Genomic DNA, 19,504 nt, shown 5'->3' on the forward strand with positions numbered 1-19,504 from the left:
TGCCTTTGTTGTTTTTGCCGTATTACAGCGGGTAACTGATGTGCTGATAGAATCCGACCATCATCTCCTGTGTTTTAGGGTCAAGCTCAATGGCTTTCGCAAACTCTTTCAGCGCGGCCTCCACTTGATTCATATAGCGACAGTAGCCTGGCTCAGAGTAATCATCGCGGGTAGCAACCAGAATGAAATCGACGGCTTCTACCTGTTTTTTGCCATCCCAATGCTGCAGGAATTTGGCTTCATTGTCGTTGGGATTAAAACCGATCATTACGGTTTCTTTGGTGGAACCCAACTCTTCATATTTGCTATTTCGTACCAATGGGGTCAGGCCATTTCCCACCATCGCCACATGTTTCAAATGCTTTTGGTTAGCGGCCGCCAAAAAACGGTCTTCCAAGTATTGATACAACGCGGAGTAATCGCCTGTATCCTGTTTGAGAACCGCCATCTTTAATTGACGGCTTAATGGCAAGGTGACTTTAACGTAGGCAGTAGATGTGTAGTTGGTTGGCAGTTCACACTGTCTGGATTTATAACGCATATAAATATTACGCAGCTTGTAGCCATAGGTCTTGTTCTCTCCTTTAGCTGAGGCAAACAGATCGTAGGTCATATGCTGATGGTCACGAATTTTGACGTTTAACTGTTGTTCCGGCAATAGTGGCAACAGATCCCTGACCACAGCGCGAACACGGTTATGGAAATTAGCGGCATTCGCGCGAATATCAGTACCGGTCGCCAAAAACAGCAAACGCAGCTTACGGGCTTTGTAGTCCGGTTCGAAGAACAGACTTTGTGCTTCGTGGTAAGCCGGGTTATAAAAGAACAAAATCTGTTCAGCGGTTTGCAGGGTATAGGCTTCAGTGTGATAGCGCACAACCGGCAATTTGTCATTGGCGATAACATGAACATTAAACAGCTCCTGCTCCGCTGTCAGCTTAAAGAACTGTTCGCTGATGCTGCGGTAACAATGTTCGTAGCTGTCATAATGAGCCAGTAGGGCATCAGTGACCTTGATGTCAGCCATAATGTACTGATTGGTGCGCGTAGCCAGCGGTACGTATAGTTTTTGCATCAACATAATCATTCCTTATAAATCGTCATTCAACGAATGGGGATATTTTAACCGTTTTTCATGGGCGGAAATATAGAAGGCAAGCGGCTTTCAGCACGACATTTATTTATGCTAAGTTACCGTTTTTATGAATAAAACTAATCCGAAGGAATGCTGATGATCCTAGCTGCCAGTGACAGATTGATCCTGCGCCATTTTCAAGACGATGACCTGGTGGTGCTTTTCGAGATGAACCGAGATCCACAGATCTTGACTTACATTCCGTCAGTGCCTTTTCAGCAACTGGGAGACGCTGAAAAAGTGCTAAAAGAAGTGATTTACGCTGATTATGAACGGTATGGTTATGGTCGCTGGGCGGTAGAATTGAAAGCCAGCGGCGAGGTCATTGGTTTCTGCGGCCCCAAATATCTGGCAGATTTTGATAAAGTAGAACTTGGTTATCGTTACTTTCCCCAATATTGGCGACAGGGGATTGGTTTTGAAGCCGCCAGTGCTGCATTACCATTATTTAAAACACTGTGTGGCGTAGATGAAGCGATTGCACTGATTATGCCGGGTAATCAGGCATCAGCAGCGTTAGCTCATAAGTTAGGGATGCAGATATCTGCTCGCAGTCAGTTCCAAGGACATGACGTCGATGTCTTTCATACTTGGCTCTAAGTTTCGGCAAATTGCCGCAGCAGGTTTACTCTAGTGCCTTCTGCACCCACGGCAACATAAACTTACTGATAGTTAGCTGTGCTTGTTCATTGGGGTGTATGCCATCGCGCTGCATCAATTCTGGATGTGGGGCAATAACTGTCATAAAAAATGGCACTAAGGTTACTTGAGGCTGTTCCGCCAGTTGTTGGTAAACTGCCATGAAGGCTTTTTCATAACGTGGGCCATAATTAGGTGGTACCATGACTTGCGACAACAATACCTTGGCACCTGCTTGCTGTGATAGTTCAATGATTTTTTTTAGATTTTTTTTCAACTCCGCAGGGGAAAATCCACGCAAGCCATCGTTACCCCCCAATTCCACCAGCACGACATCAGGGTGCACTGATTGCAACAATCCTGGCAATCGTCGCAGCCCCCCGGCACTGGTTTCACCGCTGACAGAACCGTTAATAATGGTATGCTCAGGTAATGCGTTGCGTAACTCTTCAACCCAGCCTTTATGTTCATCAACGCCATAGCTGGCACCTAGACTGTCTCCTAGTACCAGCAACGTAGCAGCATGAAGCGGTAAAGACGTTAGCATTAATAACAATGGTAAACAGACCATCGGACGACAGTATAAGGAAGCGATTTTGAACAACAGTGCCATAAAAGTTTCCCAGTTAGTAAAAACCGTCAAGACTCAGGAAGGGGACCTCACTATCCTGAAAGGCATTAATTTGGATGTCAAGCGGGGCCAGAGTGTGGCCATTCTTGGCCCCTCTGGTTCTGGCAAGTCCACATTGCTTGGGTTGTTAGCGGCATTGGACACCCCCAGTTCTGGTGAAATCTGGTTAGACGGCGAGCCGTTATCTGGGCTGAATGAGGAGCAAAAGGCCGCGCTGCGCAAGCAGAAAGTCAGTTTTATCTTTCAGTCGTTTATGCTGGTTGATACTTTGAGCGCGCTGGAGAATGTCATGTTGCCAGCCGAGCTTGCTGGCATTAAAGACGCCAGAGATAAAGCCAAGCGGATGCTTGAACGGGTTGGCTTGGGTCACCGTTTAGCGCATTACCCAAAACAGCTGTCGGGGGGGGAACAACAGCGGGTGGCTATTGCTAGGGCCTTTATTTGTGATCCCCAAGTGCTATTCGCTGATGAGCCCACCGGCAACTTGGATAAACACAATGCCGATAAGGTCGCTGACATGCTGTTTGCGCTAAATCAAGAAAGTGCGACGACGTTAATTCTAGTGACCCATGATCTGCATTTGGCACAACGTTGTGAGCGTCAATTACTGATGGATGATGGCCAACTTTTTGAACAGCGTGCTGATAGCAGTAGTCAAGTTATTGGGGAGCGTTAACGATGGAGTGGACTCTCGCATGGCGCTTATTCAGGCGTGAACTGAAGCAGGGACAATTGGTACTGATTATTCTGGCACTGACGCTGGCGGTATTGTCAGTGACCGGATTGGCACGGGTGAGTGAACGCTTACAGGTGGCAATTAATGGACAGGCCAGCAAATTTATTGCGGCTGACAGGATTATTAACTCTCCTGTACTGTTAGACGGCACTATTCTGCAGCAGGCAACGAAGCTTGGGCTTAAGCTGTCTAAAAATCTGCAATTCAATTCGATGGTCTACAGCGGTGATGAGTTTCAGTTAGTAACGGTAAGAGCTGTTGATGATGCTTACCCACTAAAAGGCCACATTGAACTTACTAGCGGCGTCACCGATAAACTGCCATTACCCGGAGAGCTTTGGTATGAAAGCCGTTTAGCGGCGCTGCTGGGACATCCAGATACCGTCGAACTTGGCAACAGCCGTCTGAAAATGGGCGCCGCTCTCAGCCGGTTACCCGATGCTGGTTTTAATATTTTTGCTTCTGCGCCGCTAGTATTAATGCGGCTAGATGATGTTCCCGCCACAGGCGTTATTCAACCCGGGAGTCGCGTCACTTATCTTTATCAGTTTGTTGGTACGCCAGCACAATTACAGGCCTTTGAAACCTTTGCGAAACCGCTACTCACCAGCTCACAGCGCTGGGTAGATGTGCAGTCAGGTGATTCTCCTATTGCCAGTGCTGTGCAGCGTGCCGAACGTTTTCTGTTGTTGTCGAGCTTGTTAGGCATCGCATTGGCTTGTGCCGCCATTGGCATTGCAGCGCAGAGTTATTGCCAGCGTCATTACGATGTGGTGGCAATGGTGAAGACCTTTGGCGCAAGTGCGCGGCAGATCCGCATTCTGTTTGGTATGCATTTACTATTAGTAACCGTTGCGGGAGTGATACTTGGCTTGTTGGGAGGCTTTTTGCTGGATGCATTAATAATGCTGGCACTGCCTGCCGAAATAGCCGCGTATTCAGCACCCGTGTTACGTCCACTGTTGTTGGGCGTTGCCACCGGTTTTATCAGCGCATTTATGTTTTCGGCTTATCCATTGTTACGTTTACTCAATATTCCGCCTCTTAGAGTACTGCAGCGACAGTTGGAAGGCGTAAAGTTAGGGATGTGGCTGCATCTGATGCTTAGTTTACTTGCCATGGGGTTACTTGGTTGGTTGTATTCAAGGTCGCTGACATTGACGCTCACCGTTGTGGCAAGTGTGGTGTTATTAGGGCTGTTATTAGGCGTGTTGGGGTTGCTGCTGATCCGTATGGGCCAGAGCATAGGTATGAAAACCACCAATCCACTGTCTCTGGCGCTTGCTGGATTACGTCGCCGCGCCAGACAAAATGCGCTACAACTGGTGGGTTTTTCCAGTGCCTTGGTATTGCTGTTAATTATTTTGGCGTTACGACAGGATCTTTTGGAGGAATGGCAAAAGCAGTTACCCGACAATGCTCCCAATTATTTTTTGGTGAATATCGCGCCGGAAGAAGTCTCACCAATGCAGACGTTTTTACAACAACATGCGATTGACGCAACCGATATCTATCCGGTGATCCGCGGACGTCTTAGCGCAATTAACGGTGAAGAAGTCATTACATCGGAACAAAAAGAGCAGGGGCAGCGCGGACGGATGGGGATATCTCGGGAACTCAATCTGACCTGGCGAGATACTTTGCCGCGCCATAATCGGATTCTGCAAGGCCATTTTAATCAGGCCGCAGACGAAGTTTCTGTGGAGTCAGGGGTTGCCGAACGTCTAGGCATCAATCTCGGGGATGCTTTGAGCTTTGTCATTGATAATCAGACGGTGGTTGTTAAGGTGGCAAGTATCCGGGCTGTGCAATGGGAAACCATGCAGCCCAACTTCTTTATGATTTTTACCCGTGAAGCCATGGCGCCTTTTGCCTATACCTCAATGGCAAGTTTTCATCTCAATGATAATCAAAAAAATGTGGTACTTGAGCTTATTCGCCAGTTTCCGACTGTTTCTATTATTGATGTCGGGGCTATTATCAGCCAGTTGAAAGGCATTGTATCGCAGGTGTCTCTGGCATTGACATTGGTGCTGGTACTCGTTGTTATGGCAAGTGCGTTAGTGATGTTAGCGCAGACCGAAGCCGGGATGGCAACTCGCCAGCGAGAGCTGGCAATACTCCGAACCTTTGGCGCCTCCGGCGGGTTGTTGCGCTGGGCAACCAGCTTAGAGTTTGCAATATTGGGGTTTGTTGCTGGGACCTTGGCGGTAATCGTGACTGAATTTTCTATCTGGTTATTAAAAACGCAGGTGTTTGAATTGAACGTATATGCCCACTGGGCATGGTGGCTAATGGCCCCAAGCGCTGGTGCTACCTTGGTAGCGACGCTGGGATTGTGGCGTTGTTGGCAATTGTTGCAGAAATCGTGCGGTGAACTATTAAAGTTAGAATAAAATGTTCAAAAAATAGGCAGATATTTTCCTTGTGGATATTGCCATAAGGCAATGTTTATCCGTGTACATATATGACAATATCAAGTGATATGTCGTATTTAATAAAAAGGGGAGCCGAAGCTCCCTTTCTTTTGGTAATCATCTATTAATTCCACCAGCCATTTGCTGTTACTACTTCCAGATGTTGAAGCCCTTCTGGAAGTTTTGCTTTTTTGCGTTGAGGCTTAGAAAAACCCAGAATTTTCTTGATTGAGTTGATCATTGTATTTACCTCTTATGCGATGGATGTATCGTTAGATATCAGCTTGATATAAGGAACACCAGCGACTTCAGTTGGCTTGAGCTTGATATAAGGAACACCAGCGACTTCAGTTGGCTTGAGCTTGATATAAGGAACACCAGCAACTTCAGTTGGCTTAAGCTTGATATAAGGAACGCCAGCGACTTCAGTAGGCTTGAGTTTGATATAAGGAACGCCAGCGACTTCAGTAGGCTTGAGTTTGATATAAGGAACGCCAGCTACTTCAGTTGGCTTGAGTTTGATATAAGGAACACCAGCGACTTCAGTAGGCTTGAGCTTGATATAAGGAACGCCGGCAACTTCAGTTGGCTTGAGTTTAATATAAGGAACACCAGCGACTTCAGTTGGCTTGAGTTTGATATAAGGAACACCAGCGACTTCAGTTGGCTTGAGTTTGATATAAGGAACACCTGTAAGGTCAGATGCTGCTGAGTTTATAGACACAAATGCAGTTACACTGGCCAAAGCCATAGCGGTTAAAATAAATTTCTTCATCATCTCTTTAATCTCTCTTATTCAGCAAGTTATTCGGATAGCGATAGACTTTTGACGCTAGACAAGAGAGATGAAGCAGATGTCGTGCCAATTTTATTTTGACACTAAAATCAATTGTTAATTGGTTCCATTCAATTGATTATCGGAAGTCGTTTTATCTAGTTTTAGATATTCAGTGAACTCATGTTCAGGTATTGCTTTGCTATAAATAAACCCTTGTATTTCTTCACAATTTAATGCCTTTAGTATATTCAGCTGCGCTGCTTGCTCAACGCCTTCACCCACTACTGAGAGGCCCATGTTATGGGCAATAGTAATAATAGAATCGACCATCTTTAGATCACGATCAGATTTATCGATGTCGTCGACAAAGGCCTTATCGATTTTCAAAGTATGAATGGGAAAACGCTTCAAATAAGACAGAGAGGAATAACCCGTACCGAAGTCATCTAACGCTAAAGAGATCCCCAACCGAGTCAGTTGCTGCATAACTTTGATAGCTTTTTCCGGTTGCTTAATGACTGTACCTTCAGTAATTTCAAGCTCTAAGTTGTTAGCTGGTAGGCGGGTCAGACGTAAAATTGACTCTATTCGAGTTTGCAGGTCTGGTAATGCAAACTGACGTGACGATAAATTGACGGCAACTCTGCCGGTAAATAGCCCATCTTCTCGCCATTTTTGCGCGGCGAAACAGGCTTTTTTTAACACCACATCACCAACTTCGACAATTAATCCGGTTTCTTCTGCCAAGGGAATAAACTCGGCTGGTGGGATTAGTCCATGTTGCGGATGATTCAGTCGGACCAATGCCTCCATGCCAGCTAATTTGCCTGTTCTCAAATTCACTTTGGGCTGGAAATAGACCTCGAACAGATCGTCTTTTAGCCCTTCACGTATCAGGCTTTCCACTTCTAACTGCCTCAATGCATTACGATTGAGTGCCTCAGAATAGAATTGGTACCGGTTACCTCCTGCCGATTTAGCGTGATACATAGCAATATCCGCTTTCCTCAAAAGCGCCTGTTCATTCTGTTCATCTTCTGGGTAAAGTACAATGCCAATGCTGACTCCCACAACCAAGCTTTCGCCAGATAGCGTAAATGGTTCGTTAAAGGCCTCGATAATGTCATTGGCAATTAACGCGCTTGAACCTATATCCGGGTTTTTATCTACCAAAATTGCAAATTCATCTCCACCTAATCGATAGAGGCTAGTGTGCTTGGGTATTATACCTGCAATACGTGTAGAAACTTGGCAAAGTAAATCATCACCAACCTGATGGCCGAGTGAATCGTTAATTTTCTTAAAATTATCTAGATCAAGGATCATTAATGTATGGTGATGATCTTTCTTTACCAGATTTTCTAATGTCACTTGCAGATTAGAGCGATTTGGTAGGCCAGTCAGGAGGTCGTTATTAGTCAAACGACGAAGTTCCTCTTCCTGTTGTTTCCGGTGTGAAATATCTGAAAAAACACCAACGTAATGAGTGAGTAATCCTTGCTCATCGTAAATGGCATCAATAGTGAGTTCCATCAGAAAAATAGAACCATCACCACGTATTGATTCAATTTCGGTATTCCACTGGCCTTGCTGCATCAATAACTGTTTAATTTGTTTGTTATAATCGACTGAATACTTCTCAAATACCATCGGTTTGCCAATGGTTAACTCTTTTGTATAACGGGTAATATTGCAAGCTGCTTCATTTAACTCTACAAAGTTAAAACCAGTATCGAGGATAAATACGCCTTCTGAAATATTCTCAATAGCTCTCTCAAATAGTCTTAATTGCTCTTCAGCAGTTTTGAAACTGCTGATATTTTTGATGGTTCCAGTCATTCGGAGCGCATGATCCTTATCATCTCGCTCAACGATCTTTGCCCTGTCAAGTATCCATAGCCATTCGCCCGTTTTACTTCTTACTCGATAGGTTGCTTCGAAGTGATCGGTTTCACCATAAAAGTGACGATTCAATGCTTCTCTAACTCTTTCCTGATCTTGAGGATGAATATTACTTTCTTCACCTTCTTTACCGGAACGTTGCCCATCACGAGGGAACTCCAATGAGCCCCAGATATTTGAGCGATATATTTTCCCAGACTCAATGTCCCAATCCCACATTTCATCACCACTGCCCCACAACGAGAGTTTGAGTCGTTCTTCACTAAGCGCAATTTGGTGTTGTATTTCACGTCTTTTTAGAAATGCTTTTAGTAATACAAATACAATTATTAAAAATGTTACTATATAAGATATTTTTGCATATCCTGAAAGCCACCAAGGTGGTGTGATTTCTATTCCGAGAGAAGTAACTTTTCCTTCTATGCCAGTTAAGGGATTTATTGCAAATATGTTAAATGTATAATTCCCAGGTGAAAGGTTTGTATATGTTGCTGAATTGATTCCTTTCGATGAAATCCATGTATCAGATAATCCGGTTAGTTTGTAATTATACTCTATATCTTTCTTGCTGATATCAATATCTGGTGATGAGAAAGTTAAGCTGAACGGATAATCTGTATACTTTAATTTTATTTTTTTTGTTTCTGATATTGTTCTTTTTAATATATCACCACCAATTTTTTCTGGTATATTAAATACTAATAAATTGTCTATAATTGTTTTTAGTTTAATATTCTTTTGCTTATGAAAATAATTGGCTACTTTAGATGTGTCAATATAACTTACGCCTTCGTTTCCGCCCAGTAGAAAACCATCTGCATATGCTATTATTCCTTGAGTATTATACTCAACCTGAGAACCATAATGTGTATCTAATAGTAGCTTTTCATTGTTTTTAATATTTAAAATTACAATTTCTTTAATTGATGAAGCAATAACTGAATTGTTGAAATTTGATATTGAAAATATAGGTTTTTTGTTCTGTTCAAATATTTTTTCTATCTTATTGTTGTTTTCACTAGTTCTGAATATCCCTGACCGTGTTCCAAAATAAATACCTTCGTTTGTTTCCGTGGTACAAAAAACAATATCTTTATCATATATATTACTAACTTCACCATTTTTCAAGCGGAATAGTCCTGCTTGACTTGCAATGTACACAACTTTATTTGACTCAAGAATATCGAAGATTGGGTTTAAAGGGTAAATTTCATTTTTCCCAATGATCATGCTATCCTGTCTATTTATTTTGTATAAAAAGCCATTTGCTGTTCCAACATAAATATAGTTTTCAGATCTTTTTATTGCAGAAATTGGCTCATTAACTACTTTGTGACGGACGCCAGACGACATATCGACTATAGTTAATCCACTTTTTTCTCCGATATATAATAAGTTGTTGTCAATGATGGCTGTTTTAGCACCTATATCATCTGCTTTGTATGTTGCTATTAAATTAAAGTTATCACTGTAGATGTTTATATTTATAGAATTGTCAGTAATAACAATTTTCTCATTGCTACTTTTTATTGACCATACTTGATTTTTTATATTTTTTACATTCTGGATGAGGTTCTTTGAATTTCTAATATAAATAATTCCATTGCTTACATTAGATATTACAATCCCATTTTTAATTTTTTTATAATATATTAGATTTGATGGGGTGACATTTGAAATGCATCCCAAATTGTATATTTGATTTTTCTGATTTATTTCGAAAAATGTTTTGCCGTCAAATAGATATAAGTTTAAGTCATCACTAAATATTTTAAGGGTTTTTATGCTGGTAATCTTTTCATCATTATTAGTAAGGTTATATAGAGTGTTTTTCTTTAAATAATATATCTTGTTGTTGAATTTTTCAACATCAGAAACATCCTCAATTATTTCATTCTTATTTATAACGAGGCTATTTTTATTTGTGAGTATGATTTTTTTATTATTCAATAGTATTATTTTTTTTATCTCATTACTTTTTATATCTAAATTTATTTTATTTATTTCATTTTTATTTATTTCATAAATTCCATTTTCTGCTACGACAACTAAACTTCCACCTTCTGAAGTAAGAGTTGTTATACTGCTGTTAATGTTATATTTTATGAACTTTTCTTTTTCTTTATTATAAAAATATAAATCTTCATCAGTTCCTACAAATAGTCGATTTAATACTTTTGAATAATATATGGTTTTTATATATGAACTCTTTAGTCCAGTATCTTCGCTCGAGTAGAATCCATAGAATTCTTTTCCATCAAATCGATTCAGTCCGTTTAATGTACCTATCCAGATATAGCCATCATCATCTTCAGCAACGGAGGTTACTGTGCTTTGTGACAATCCGTCTGACACACCATAAGTTTCAGCGTTTAGTAGGACTGGCGGTTGTAATGTATCCTGAGGAAGCTCATCTGCAAGGCATGTTGCTGTCAGAAAAAAAGATGTAAAGGAAAACAGACAGAGCAACTTTGAAAGTGAATGTGAAGGCATAATGTAATCTTTTATAGTGGATGCCAAATCTCTGAAAGACAACTCTTTCAGAAAGTAAAGCGTTTGTCAAAGTTTAACATCTACAGAACATATATTGGGGTCAATGACAATGCTAACATTACTTATGACGTCGTCGATATGGAAGCCGTGCACATTGATGCTATTTTCTTCTATATCTTGATCCACAGCTTATTAATGCTGAAAATTTAAACATTAGTCGTGGCGTGTAATCATTATTTTCGGCGTGTTCTGCTCAACTATTAAATTTTTGTGTATTGAGTTTGAATGCTCTTAGATCGGTAATGGCTTCACCAGATATCAGCGGTTCTTGCTGTTTATGTTGCTCGCCAATGCTGAACAACACGAGTCTATCACTATGTTTGGTACGCATTTTTTTCATCATGAATTTGATTAAATCGGCTCGCGTCAGTTGCTGCAATTCAGCTACGACTTGTTCCCGTTGGTCAAAGCCATAATCTTTGTTTCCAATACTAACCCAGTAACGTTGCCCTCGTGTTTTAAGGTTGGCATCGTGCTCCATGATCTGATTGATTAACCCCTCTTTGGTCTGTTCCCATTGCTCATTAGTAATCTGCATTACAGCGTAATTAAAATCGGCAATGAACTGATCGATGGTTTCTAGGAGTTGCAGCGGTCCTGCAACGGGGGACTGGACATAGAAAATCATTCCGGGATGTCGATTCAGTGGCAAGTAACCGGTGCCTACCATATAGCCCAACTGTTTTTGCGTTCTCAACTCATGGAAAAACGGTGACGACATAGCGTGGTTTAATAAACTGAACAACGCCATGTGGGTTGGCTCCGCACGTTCTGACTGGTAGTAAACAATAATGGCGCTATCAGGATGTGCAATATCCAGCTCGCGCAGCAAGGTGCCTTTACCTTGTAGATCAACCAACTCGCGAGCAGATTCTGGGCTCGGTTTGGACACCAGTGATAGAATGTGTTGCAAGCGTTTAGCCAGCGCTTTGGCTTCCTGCGCTAGCCAATCACCATAGACCAGTCCCTCAAGATAAATGCGCTGATAAAAGGCGGAGATATGCTGATTAAGATCGTCCAAAGTGCAGTCTTCCAGCGCCTCAGCCATCTTTAATGGTTCATAGCTGCGGCGTTGTAACGTAACGGTAAGGCTGGTAAATAATTGCGATATTGGTTTTGCCCTCGAACCATTGTACCAACTGCGCAGCAACTGGCGTTTGATGGTATGAAATTGCTGCGCTGTAAAATTCCGATCTTTGGCTTTATCTATCAATAGCGCTAACAGGGTTTCCTGCTTCCCGGTATAACCTGTGAGGTGTAAGGTGATACCGCCTTGATGGGGATAGATGTTGTAACTGAGCCCGGCGACTTCGGCTTGGTAAGTGTATTCAGTCAGGTAGTCCAGCAACATCTCAACGTAGAGCCGGGTAAGCGCAGCGTGCCGTACTGTCATACTGGCCTGCTCTGAATCCAGAGACAAATAGAGATGTCCCTTAGGGACGTTAAATTCATCGTCTTTACGATGCCAAATGCGGTATCCAGGCCCTTCGGCGACGATAACGGGGACATCGGCCGCTGATTTTTCTGATCTAGCAACACTGTCAGCAACAATGAAGGGATTTGGCGCCGGCAGCTGCAAGCCCGGTAAATTGCCCACATCGCGCCAGGTTGACAGACGCTGTAAGGATATTGGCGATACACCATAAGGTGTTTGGTACCAACTGGCTTGTTGATTCGTATCCAACTCTGGTGCAACCAATTGCAACCGCATGTTATCTGGGGTCATTAATGCCAGTAACCCATCCATATGTGCCAGGTGATCTCCATCCATACGGTAATCACCATACATGATGTCTTCTGCCGGATAGTGCTGCATATTGATGCTTAAATGACTGGCGAGATCGAGCGGTTTTATTTGTTCCTGATGGCGGAACGCTAATTGCAGCAGATTAGCTCGCTCTTGATAACGCCATTGTTCGCGTCCTTCAAGGCGGATCAGCCTAATATAGGAAAAACAGGCTGTAATTAGATCATCTAGTGCCGTGAGGCCTGTGTCAGTTAACTGAATACTGATGTTGTATTCTTTGAAGTTGTAACCATTAATACCGCCTCCGGCAGAAAGATTGCTTGCCCAACCTTTATCTTTCAACCAGGCCAGTAGACTTCCTGCACTTTCGTTCCCCAACAGATGACTGATATAAGTTAGAGGTTTGGTCTGATAAAATGGCTCGATAGCGGGTAGGCTGAAGCTGATAGTGACGCGTTTTTGCTCTTTCAATGGTACGATGTGCACCTGATGCGCTAATTGCGCGGGGGTAAACAACGGCGTATCAGGGTACTGCTTTTGGAGGCGTTGGTTGGTAATGTTGCCAAAGTACTTGTGGGTGTGGAATTCCAGTTCATCTAGTGTTAACGGAGCAACTAGGCACAGTGTCATCAAGTTGGCACTGTAATGCGTCTGGTAAAATGTCAGCAATTCCTGCCGCAGTTGTTCTTCATTGCCACCCAGTGTTGCTAAATTTCCTACCGAAAATTTGGAAAACGGATGCAGCGGATTTACCGTTTCTTTTAATACCTGATAGATACGACGAATATCATCTTTCTGTTTTAATCGAAATTCTGATTCGATGGCATGACGCTCGCGGTCTACCAACTCACGGTTGAACATAGGTGCGATGAAAAACTGGCTGAATCGATCCATTGACTCAGGAAAAACTTGCGGCGGCACGGTATAGAAGAAATTTGTCAGTTCGGTGCCGGTCCAGGCGTTATTATTGCCGCCATTCTGGTTGATAAATGACAGAAAACTGCCGGCATCAGGATACTTTTCCGTACCGAGGAACAACATATGCTCAAGAAAATGTGCCATGCCCGGACGGTTGACAGGATCGTCGAAGTGGCCCACATTGACCGCCATGGATGCCGCAGCCTGGGTGGCCAAAGGATCATTGACCAGTAATACCCTGAGGCCGTTAGTCAGTTCTACGTAGCGATAGCTTCGATGGTCGTTAGGGCTGACAATAATGGGATGCATTGTGGGCAAAGTGGAAGCGTCCGTTTGGAATGAATCATTATATATTGATGGCCCTTGGCTTTTTTGGCAAATATCACCTACAGCTTTTCGTACAAAGATTGCGGAGCGGGCGGTTTTTCTGCCAGCCGAGATAAGGCTACAATAGAGGCATAATCAGAATAATATCTTCTGTAGTGAGTGATGTATGCAGCTATATTTGATGCGCCACGGGGAAGCTGGCCACGAAGCAAAGTATGACAGGGAACGGTCATTAACAGAGTCCGGTCTCCATCATGTTGCCTTGATGAGCGAGTGGCTTAAATCAACTGGCGTCAAATTTCAGTTGGTATTGGTAAGTCCTTATCTGCGGACGCAACAGACGTGGCAGGAAGTGTCGCAACATTTTCCAGCGCCGCGTAAATGTAAGGTGCTGGATGAACTAGTGCCAGCCGCCGATCCTGAAATGGCTGCCAGGTTGGTACTGGCATATGCCGAGCAGTATCAGGCTGAAAACGTCTTGGTGCTGTCGCACATGCCGTTACTTGGCTATATGGTGAGTGAATTGGTTCCGGGTATGGAACCACCGTTGTTTGCCACGTCATCTGTGGCATTGGTCGATATTATTGGACGTCATACCGAACTGATGTGGCAGCAAACGACACATAGCATCAGTTAGCATGAGGGCAATATAAAAGCGTTAGATGGCGCTTTTATATTGCGTTGACTAATGGTTAACGGCGGTGTGGATGGTCACCAATATCGACTAGCACCAAAATGGCAGCATCGCCGCCCCATTCGCGAGGAGCCTGATGAAATGCTTTTATCTGTGGATGCTGTGCTAACCACAGCGGGACTTGTTGCTTGAGAATGCCACTGCCATGGCCGTGCATAACACTACAACACAGCAGGTGCTCACGAATACATGCCTCAATTAACGCGGCAATTTCCAATTTTGCTTCAGTTTGCCGGTAGCCATGCAAATCTAATAAAAGCTCTGGGGTATAGTCGCCGCGTCTTAAACGTTTTAACTCCATGGCATCAACATCTTCACGACACCAACGCATTGCGCCATTTACTGGCAACAACGGCTGATAAATGTCAGAAAAATAACTCGTTGCCTGCAGCTGAACTACTTTCTCAAGCAGTTGCTGACGGGTCTTCACCGCTGGGCGAAAATGGCGTTTGTCTTGCGGCAACGGCGTAATGCCTTCAACGAGTTGTTGAAACTCCGCCAAGCCTTCTGTATTGGGATCTTTGGTCATTGGCGCATTTTATTGAATTCTGTTCCTTCTGAACAGAGTTCAGTTACAATGGGACAGTTTTGATTAAGCCGGAGTGCGATTTTGGACAAGATCTTTGTTGACGAAGCGGTCACCGAATTGAGAACCGTAGGCGACATGTTGCGCTGGGCCGTCAGCCGTTTTAATGATGCAGGCATCTATTATGGTCACGGTACTGATAATGCCTGGGATGAAGCCATTTCCTTGGTATTTCATGCGTTACATTTGCCTGATGAGATTGGTCAGCAGGTTATTCATGCCAATCTTACCAGCAGTGAAAAGCATAAAATTGTTGAACTGATTATCCGCCGGGTGCGTGAGCGCGTGCCCGTGCCTTATCTGACTCACCGCGCGACTTTTGCTGGGTTGGACTTCTATGTGGACGAACGGGTGCTGGTGCCGCGTTCACCTATTGCCGAAATGATTGAAAATCGCTTCAGTCCTTGGTTATACAATAAACCGGTCAATCGGGTACTGGATTTGTGTACCGGTAGCGGTTGCATTGCTGTTGCTTGTGCTTATGCGTTTGAAGATGCTGAAGTTGATGCTCTGGATATCAGTAATGAGGCGTTGGAAGTTGCCCAGATAAATATTGAGACGCTTGGGGTGATGGACCGCGTTTATCCGATGCAGTCTGATCTGTTTAGTGCCATTCCTAAAGGGCCACAATACGATTTGATCGTTTCTAACCCGCCTTATGTGGATGCGGTGGATCTGGCCAATATGCCTGAGGAATATCGCCACGAGCCTAAGTTGGGATTGGCTTCCGGCAATGATGGTTTAGATATTACGCGGCATATTCTCGCAAATGCCGTGGATTATCTGACGGAAACAGGTTTGTTAGTGGTGGAAGTGGGTAATTCCATGATCCACCTTATTGAACAGTTCCCCGATGTGCCTTTCACTTGGGTCACGTTGGAGCGAGGCGGCGACGGTGTATTTGTACTGACCAGAGATCAGTTACTGGAACAGCAGCAGGCGTTTGCACCTTGGCGCAATAACGACCAATAATACCGATTAATTCAGGAATAGGGGCAAAACAGTTAGATGTCGGGAAACAGCATAGGTCAGAATTTTGTTGTCACCAGTTTTGGCGAGAGTCACGGTCCGGCATTGGGCTGTATCGTGGATGGTTGTCCTCCCGGGCTGGCATTGACCGAAGCCGATATGCAGCGGGATCTTGATCGGCGCCGTCCGGGAAGTTCCCGTTATACCACAGCGCGGCGGGAAGCCGATGAAGTGCAGATCCTCTCTGGCGTGTTTGAGGGGAAAACCACCGGGACTTCCATAGGTTTGCTCATCAACAATACCGATCAGCGCAGTCAAGATTACTCCAATATCAAAGATCTGTTCCGTCCCGGCCATGCGGATTACACCTATCAGCAAAAGTACGGCGTTCGAGACTACCGTGGCGGTGGCCGTTCTTCGGCGCGGGAAACTGCCATGCGGGTGGCGGCCGGAGCCATTGCCAAAAAATATCTACAGCAACAGTTTGGGATAGAGATCCGCGGTTATCTGTCGCAGTTAGGCCCCATCTGTGCTGAGCAGCTCGATTGGGATGAAATCGAACGCAATGATTTTTTCTTTCCTGATGCGGGCAAGCTGACAGCGCTAGACGAATACATGCGCGCGCTGAAAAAGTCCGGTGATTCTATTGGCGCTAAAGTCAGCGTGGTGGCAACCAATGTGCCGGTTGGCCTAGGCGAGCCTGTGTTTGACCGACTTGACGCCGATATCGCTCACGCCTTGATGGGCATTAATGCGGTTAAAGGGGTCGAGATTGGTGATGGGTTCGCGGTGGTAACCCAACATGGTTCTGAGCATCGGGATTTAATGTCGCCGGCGGGGTTTGAGTCAAATCATGCTGGTGGTGTGTTAGGCGGTATCTCATCAGGACAGCCCATTGTGGCGCATATCGCGCTAAAACCGACTTCCAGTATTAGCATTCCCGGCAAGAGTATGACGGTGCAGGGTGAGCAAGTGGAGATGGTGACTAAAGGGCGCCACGATCCTTGTGTTGGCATCCGCGCGGTGCCAATTGCCGAGGCCATGTTGGCCATCGTGCTGATGGATCATCTGCTGCGTCATCGTGCGCAGAATCTGGATGTTACCAGCCCGACGCCTGTACTAGGAATGCGTTAACCACCATGATGAACTTCTTTATTCCTGAGGGGCAGTTACGCTGGCTCTCAGGTTGTTATTTTTTCTTTTTTGCCATTCTCGGTGCGTTAATTCCCTATCTGGGGGTATTTCTTGAGCATCGGGGATTTAACGCCGCTGAAATCGGTTTCCTGATGGCGATTTTCATGGGAACCCGCATCATCGCCCCGAATATGTGGGCGATGGTGGCCGATCATACGGGGCGCCGCGCCGAGTTGGTGAAACTTGGGAGTCTCACTGCGGCAGTTGGTTATCTCAGCTTTTTTTACAATGGCGGATTTATCTACCTGGCGCTCAGCCTGACGTTTTACACCTTTTTCTGGAATGCGATCTTGGCACAGATGGAAGTGATTACTCTGGAAACGTTAGGGGCGCAGTCAAATCGTTATGGCAGCATCCGCAGCTTTGGCAGCGTTGGTTACATTATCTGGGTGATAGCAACCGGTGCCGTGGTCAAGTGGTTTGGTCCGGAAGCCGTATTATATGTAGGCATGACTTTATTTGCGGGATTATTCCTCTGCTCTATGCCATTGCAGGCCAGCCGAACTGCGGCAACTGCCGAGTTTGTGGCGCCATTACGGTTCACTAAACCCATAGTGTGGTTTTTGTTGTCGGCGATGTTGTTGCAAGCCAGTGTCGGCCCGTTTTACGGCTTTTTTGTGTTGTATCTCAAACAGGTAGGTTATTCAGAGGCTACTGCTGGGGTGTTTGTTGCCATGGGCGCGATGGCGGAAATTTTCATGTTTGCCATTGCTCCTAGGTTGTTGGGGCGCTTTACATTACGGGCCTTGCTGATGACCGGTATGGCGGTCACTGCTGTCCGTTGGTTGCTGGTGGCGTTTGTTCCCGACAATATGCTGATTTTGGCGCTAAGTCAGGTGATGCATGCGTTTACATTTGGTTTGGTACATGCGTCGTCCATTCAGTTCGTGCATCGCCACTTTGATAAACACCATCAGAGCAAGGGACAAGCACTTTACGCCAGTATCAGTTTTGGTGTGGGCGGCGCGTTAGGTAACTGGATCAGTGGTCATATCTGGGGCGATGGCAGCAGTGCTTGGTTGGTATGGATATTTGCCGCCGCTTGTGCGGTAGCTGCAATGCTGGTGGTTTTGATGCTGCCTCCTGAGGATCAAAACTCTCCGGCAAAACGTAAGCTGGCAATCGCGGCTTGAACTAAGGAACGCTGATGCAACGTCAATTTCGTTTAGGCCTTATCATCAATCCGTTAGCCGGGCTCGGCGGCAGTGTGGCGCTAAAGGGCAGTGATAACGTGGCTGAAGAAGCGCTGCGGTTAGGGGCAACGCCTAAGGCCAATGAGCGGATGGGTCAGGCATTAGCTGTGGTTAAGGACCATGCCGACAGGCTGCAGATAATTACCGCCGCTGGTGCGATGGGGCAGACGTTGGCCGAACAACTCGGTTTTGCGGTGACCTGTTGTTACCAAGCGCCAGCGCAAACTACCGCTGTTGATACCTGTGAAGCGGTAAAGCAGATATTGAGTTACCAACCAGATTTGTTGCTGTTTGCCGGTGGTGACGGTACGGCTCGCGATATTGACAGTGTGGTTGGCGATACTGTTCCGGTCTTGGGTGTGCCCGCTGGCGTGAAAATTCATTCCGGTGTTTATGGTGTCACGCCGCACGCTTCCGGTATGGTGCTGAAAATGCTGCTAGACGGGCAATTGGTCAGCCTGATGCAAGCCGATGTGATGGATATTGATGAGGTGGCCTTTCGTGCTGGCACTGTTCGCGCCAAGCGTTATGGTGAAATGACGGTGCCGGCTGCGCCTCGGTATATTCAGTCGGTAAAAATGGGCGGCCGAGAAGTGGATGAGCTGGTGTTAGCCGATATTGCCGCTGATGTCATCGAACAGATGGAAGATGAGCTGTATATCATGGGTTCGGGCTCAACTGTTGCAGCCATTATGCAAGAGTTGGGGCTCGATAACACCTTGCTTGGCGTAGATCTTATTCAGGATAAACAGTTAATTGGCAACGATTTGACGGCTGCTGAGCTGTTGGCTGCCACCGAAGGAAAGCAAGTCAAGTTGGTGATCACGCTGATTGGTGGTCAGGGACATATTCTTGGCCGTGGTAATCAGCAGTTGTCTCCTGAGCTTATTCGCCAGATTGGCAGAGACAACCTCATTATTGTTGCCACCAAAACCAAGCTTAAAGCACTTGCAGGAAAACCGCTGATCGTGGATAGTGGCGACCCGGCGCTGGATGCTGAACTCAGTGGCTATTACCGAATTATTACTGGTTACCGCGATTACGTGATGTATCAGGTGGCTAACCCCGATCTTGTGGAGTAAAAA

14 protein-coding genes are annotated in these 19,504 nt (G+C 45.1%); 8 read left to right on the top strand and 6 right to left on the bottom strand.

The features are described 5' to 3' along the window. Positions 1-22: 22 nt before the first annotated feature. Positions 23-1,081, bottom strand: coding sequence for a DUF3083 family protein (locus IE064_RS14830; protein ID WP_229800074.1), 1,059 nt, complete (start codon positions 1,079-1,081; stop codon positions 23-25). Between the two features lie 150 nt (positions 1,082-1,231). Here IE064_RS14830 and IE064_RS14835 point away from each other — a divergent pair, with 150 nt between their 5' ends. Then, positions 1,232-1,735: a GNAT family N-acetyltransferase gene (locus IE064_RS14835; protein ID WP_189618515.1), complete on the top strand. Its 504-nt coding sequence runs from the start codon at positions 1,232-1,234 to the stop codon at positions 1,733-1,735. Between the two features lie 25 nt (positions 1,736-1,760). On the opposite strand, the gene IE064_RS14840 is transcribed toward IE064_RS14835, so the two are convergent. Beyond that, positions 1,761-2,345: an arylesterase gene (locus tag IE064_RS14840; protein WP_189618552.1), complete on the bottom strand. Its 585-nt coding sequence runs from the start codon at positions 2,343-2,345 to the stop codon at positions 1,761-1,763. 22 nt (positions 2,346-2,367) lie between these two features. On the opposite strand from IE064_RS14840, the gene IE064_RS14845 reads away from it, so the two are divergent. Together IE064_RS14845 and IE064_RS14850 are read left to right on the top strand one after the other, a co-directional pair. Then, positions 2,368-3,081 carry an ABC transporter ATP-binding protein gene (locus IE064_RS14845; protein ID WP_189618554.1) on the top strand — a complete coding sequence of 238 codons (714 nt, stop codon included), beginning with the start codon at positions 2,368-2,370 and terminating at the stop codon, positions 3,079-3,081. Positions 3,082-3,083: 2 nt separating this feature from the next. Then, on the top strand, positions 3,084-5,537 hold the full coding sequence (locus IE064_RS14850; RefSeq protein WP_189618516.1) for an ABC transporter permease: 2,454 nt from the start codon (positions 3,084-3,086) through the stop codon (positions 5,535-5,537). A gap of 274 nt (positions 5,538-5,811) precedes the next feature. Here the strand turns inward: IE064_RS14850 and IE064_RS14855 are convergent, their stop codons facing one another. The 3 genes from IE064_RS14855 to IE064_RS14865 form a co-directional block, all read right to left on the bottom strand. After that, on the bottom strand, positions 5,812-6,336 hold the full coding sequence (locus tag IE064_RS14855) for a hypothetical protein (RefSeq protein ID WP_308427327.1): 525 nt from the start codon (positions 6,334-6,336) through the stop codon (positions 5,812-5,814). A gap of 114 nt (positions 6,337-6,450) precedes the next feature. After that, positions 6,451-10,731, bottom strand: coding sequence for an EAL domain-containing protein (locus IE064_RS14860; RefSeq protein ID WP_189618518.1), 4,281 nt, complete (start codon positions 10,729-10,731; stop codon positions 6,451-6,453). 253 nt (positions 10,732-10,984) lie between these two features. Then, positions 10,985-13,765 (bottom strand): insulinase family protein, encoded by a 2,781-nt coding sequence (locus IE064_RS14865; RefSeq protein WP_189618558.1) that lies wholly within the window; start codon positions 13,763-13,765, stop codon positions 10,985-10,987. Between the two features lie 184 nt (positions 13,766-13,949). On the opposite strand from IE064_RS14865, the gene sixA reads away from it, so the two are divergent. After that, complete coding sequence (gene sixA, locus IE064_RS14870) at positions 13,950-14,420, top strand: phosphohistidine phosphatase SixA (protein WP_189618520.1); 471 nt, start codon at positions 13,950-13,952, stop codon at positions 14,418-14,420. A gap of 55 nt (positions 14,421-14,475) precedes the next feature. Here the strand turns inward: sixA and smrB are convergent, their stop codons facing one another. Further along, positions 14,476-15,006: an endonuclease SmrB gene (smrB, locus tag IE064_RS14875; RefSeq protein WP_189618521.1), complete on the bottom strand. Its 531-nt coding sequence runs from the start codon at positions 15,004-15,006 to the stop codon at positions 14,476-14,478. Between the two features lie 81 nt (positions 15,007-15,087). On the opposite strand from smrB, the gene prmB reads away from it, so the two are divergent. Genes prmB through IE064_RS14895 form a run of 4 tightly spaced genes read left to right on the top strand, consistent with a single transcriptional unit; the run spans position 15,088 to position 19,501 of the window. Beyond that, positions 15,088-16,035: a 50S ribosomal protein L3 N(5)-glutamine methyltransferase gene (gene prmB, locus IE064_RS14880; protein ID WP_189618523.1), complete on the top strand. Its 948-nt coding sequence runs from the start codon at positions 15,088-15,090 to the stop codon at positions 16,033-16,035. A gap of 36 nt (positions 16,036-16,071) precedes the next feature. Further along, a complete protein-coding gene (aroC, locus tag IE064_RS14885) occupies positions 16,072-17,166 on the top strand; it encodes a chorismate synthase (protein ID WP_189618525.1) in 1,095 nt (364 codons plus the stop codon). Positions 17,167-17,171: 5 nt separating this feature from the next. Then, positions 17,172-18,359 (top strand): MFS transporter, encoded by a 1,188-nt coding sequence (locus IE064_RS14890; RefSeq protein WP_189618527.1) that lies wholly within the window; start codon positions 17,172-17,174, stop codon positions 18,357-18,359. Between the two features lie 14 nt (positions 18,360-18,373). Beyond that, complete coding sequence (locus IE064_RS14895) at positions 18,374-19,501, top strand: ATP-NAD kinase family protein (protein WP_189618528.1); 1,128 nt, start codon at positions 18,374-18,376, stop codon at positions 19,499-19,501. The last annotated feature ends 3 nt before the right edge of the window (positions 19,502-19,504 follow it).

The organism is Shewanella fodinae (genome assembly GCF_014651955.1).
GTDB lineage: Bacteria > Pseudomonadota > Gammaproteobacteria > Enterobacterales > Shewanellaceae > Shewanella > Shewanella fodinae.

Excerpts from the sequence above, each read along its gene's own strand:
- IE064_RS14840 (WP_189618552.1), bottom strand. The coding sequence starts at position 2,345 with ATGGTCTGTTTACCATTGTTATTAATGCTAACGTCTTTACCGCTTCAT.
- IE064_RS14890 (WP_189618527.1), top strand. The coding sequence starts at position 17,172 with ATGATGAACTTCTTTATTCCTGAGGGGCAGTTACGCTGGCTCTCAGGT.
- smrB (WP_189618521.1), bottom strand. The coding sequence starts at position 15,006 with ATGACCAAAGATCCCAATACAGAAGGCTTGGCGGAGTTTCAACAACTC.
- IE064_RS14850 (WP_189618516.1), top strand. The coding sequence starts at position 3,084 with ATGGAGTGGACTCTCGCATGGCGCTTATTCAGGCGTGAACTGAAGCAG.
- IE064_RS14855 (WP_308427327.1), bottom strand. The coding sequence starts at position 6,336 with ATGATGAAGAAATTTATTTTAACCGCTATGGCTTTGGCCAGTGTAACT.
- IE064_RS14835 (WP_189618515.1), top strand. The coding sequence starts at position 1,232 with ATGATCCTAGCTGCCAGTGACAGATTGATCCTGCGCCATTTTCAAGAC.
- IE064_RS14895 (WP_189618528.1), top strand. The coding sequence starts at position 18,374 with ATGCAACGTCAATTTCGTTTAGGCCTTATCATCAATCCGTTAGCCGGG.
- IE064_RS14860 (WP_189618518.1), bottom strand. The coding sequence starts at position 10,731 with ATGCCTTCACATTCACTTTCAAAGTTGCTCTGTCTGTTTTCCTTTACA.
- IE064_RS14830 (WP_229800074.1), bottom strand. The coding sequence starts at position 1,081 with ATGTTGATGCAAAAACTATACGTACCGCTGGCTACGCGCACCAATCAG.
- aroC (WP_189618525.1), top strand. The coding sequence starts at position 16,072 with ATGTCGGGAAACAGCATAGGTCAGAATTTTGTTGTCACCAGTTTTGGC.
- IE064_RS14865 (WP_189618558.1), bottom strand. The coding sequence starts at position 13,765 with ATGCATCCCATTATTGTCAGCCCTAACGACCATCGAAGCTATCGCTAC.
- sixA (WP_189618520.1), top strand. The coding sequence starts at position 13,950 with ATGCAGCTATATTTGATGCGCCACGGGGAAGCTGGCCACGAAGCAAAG.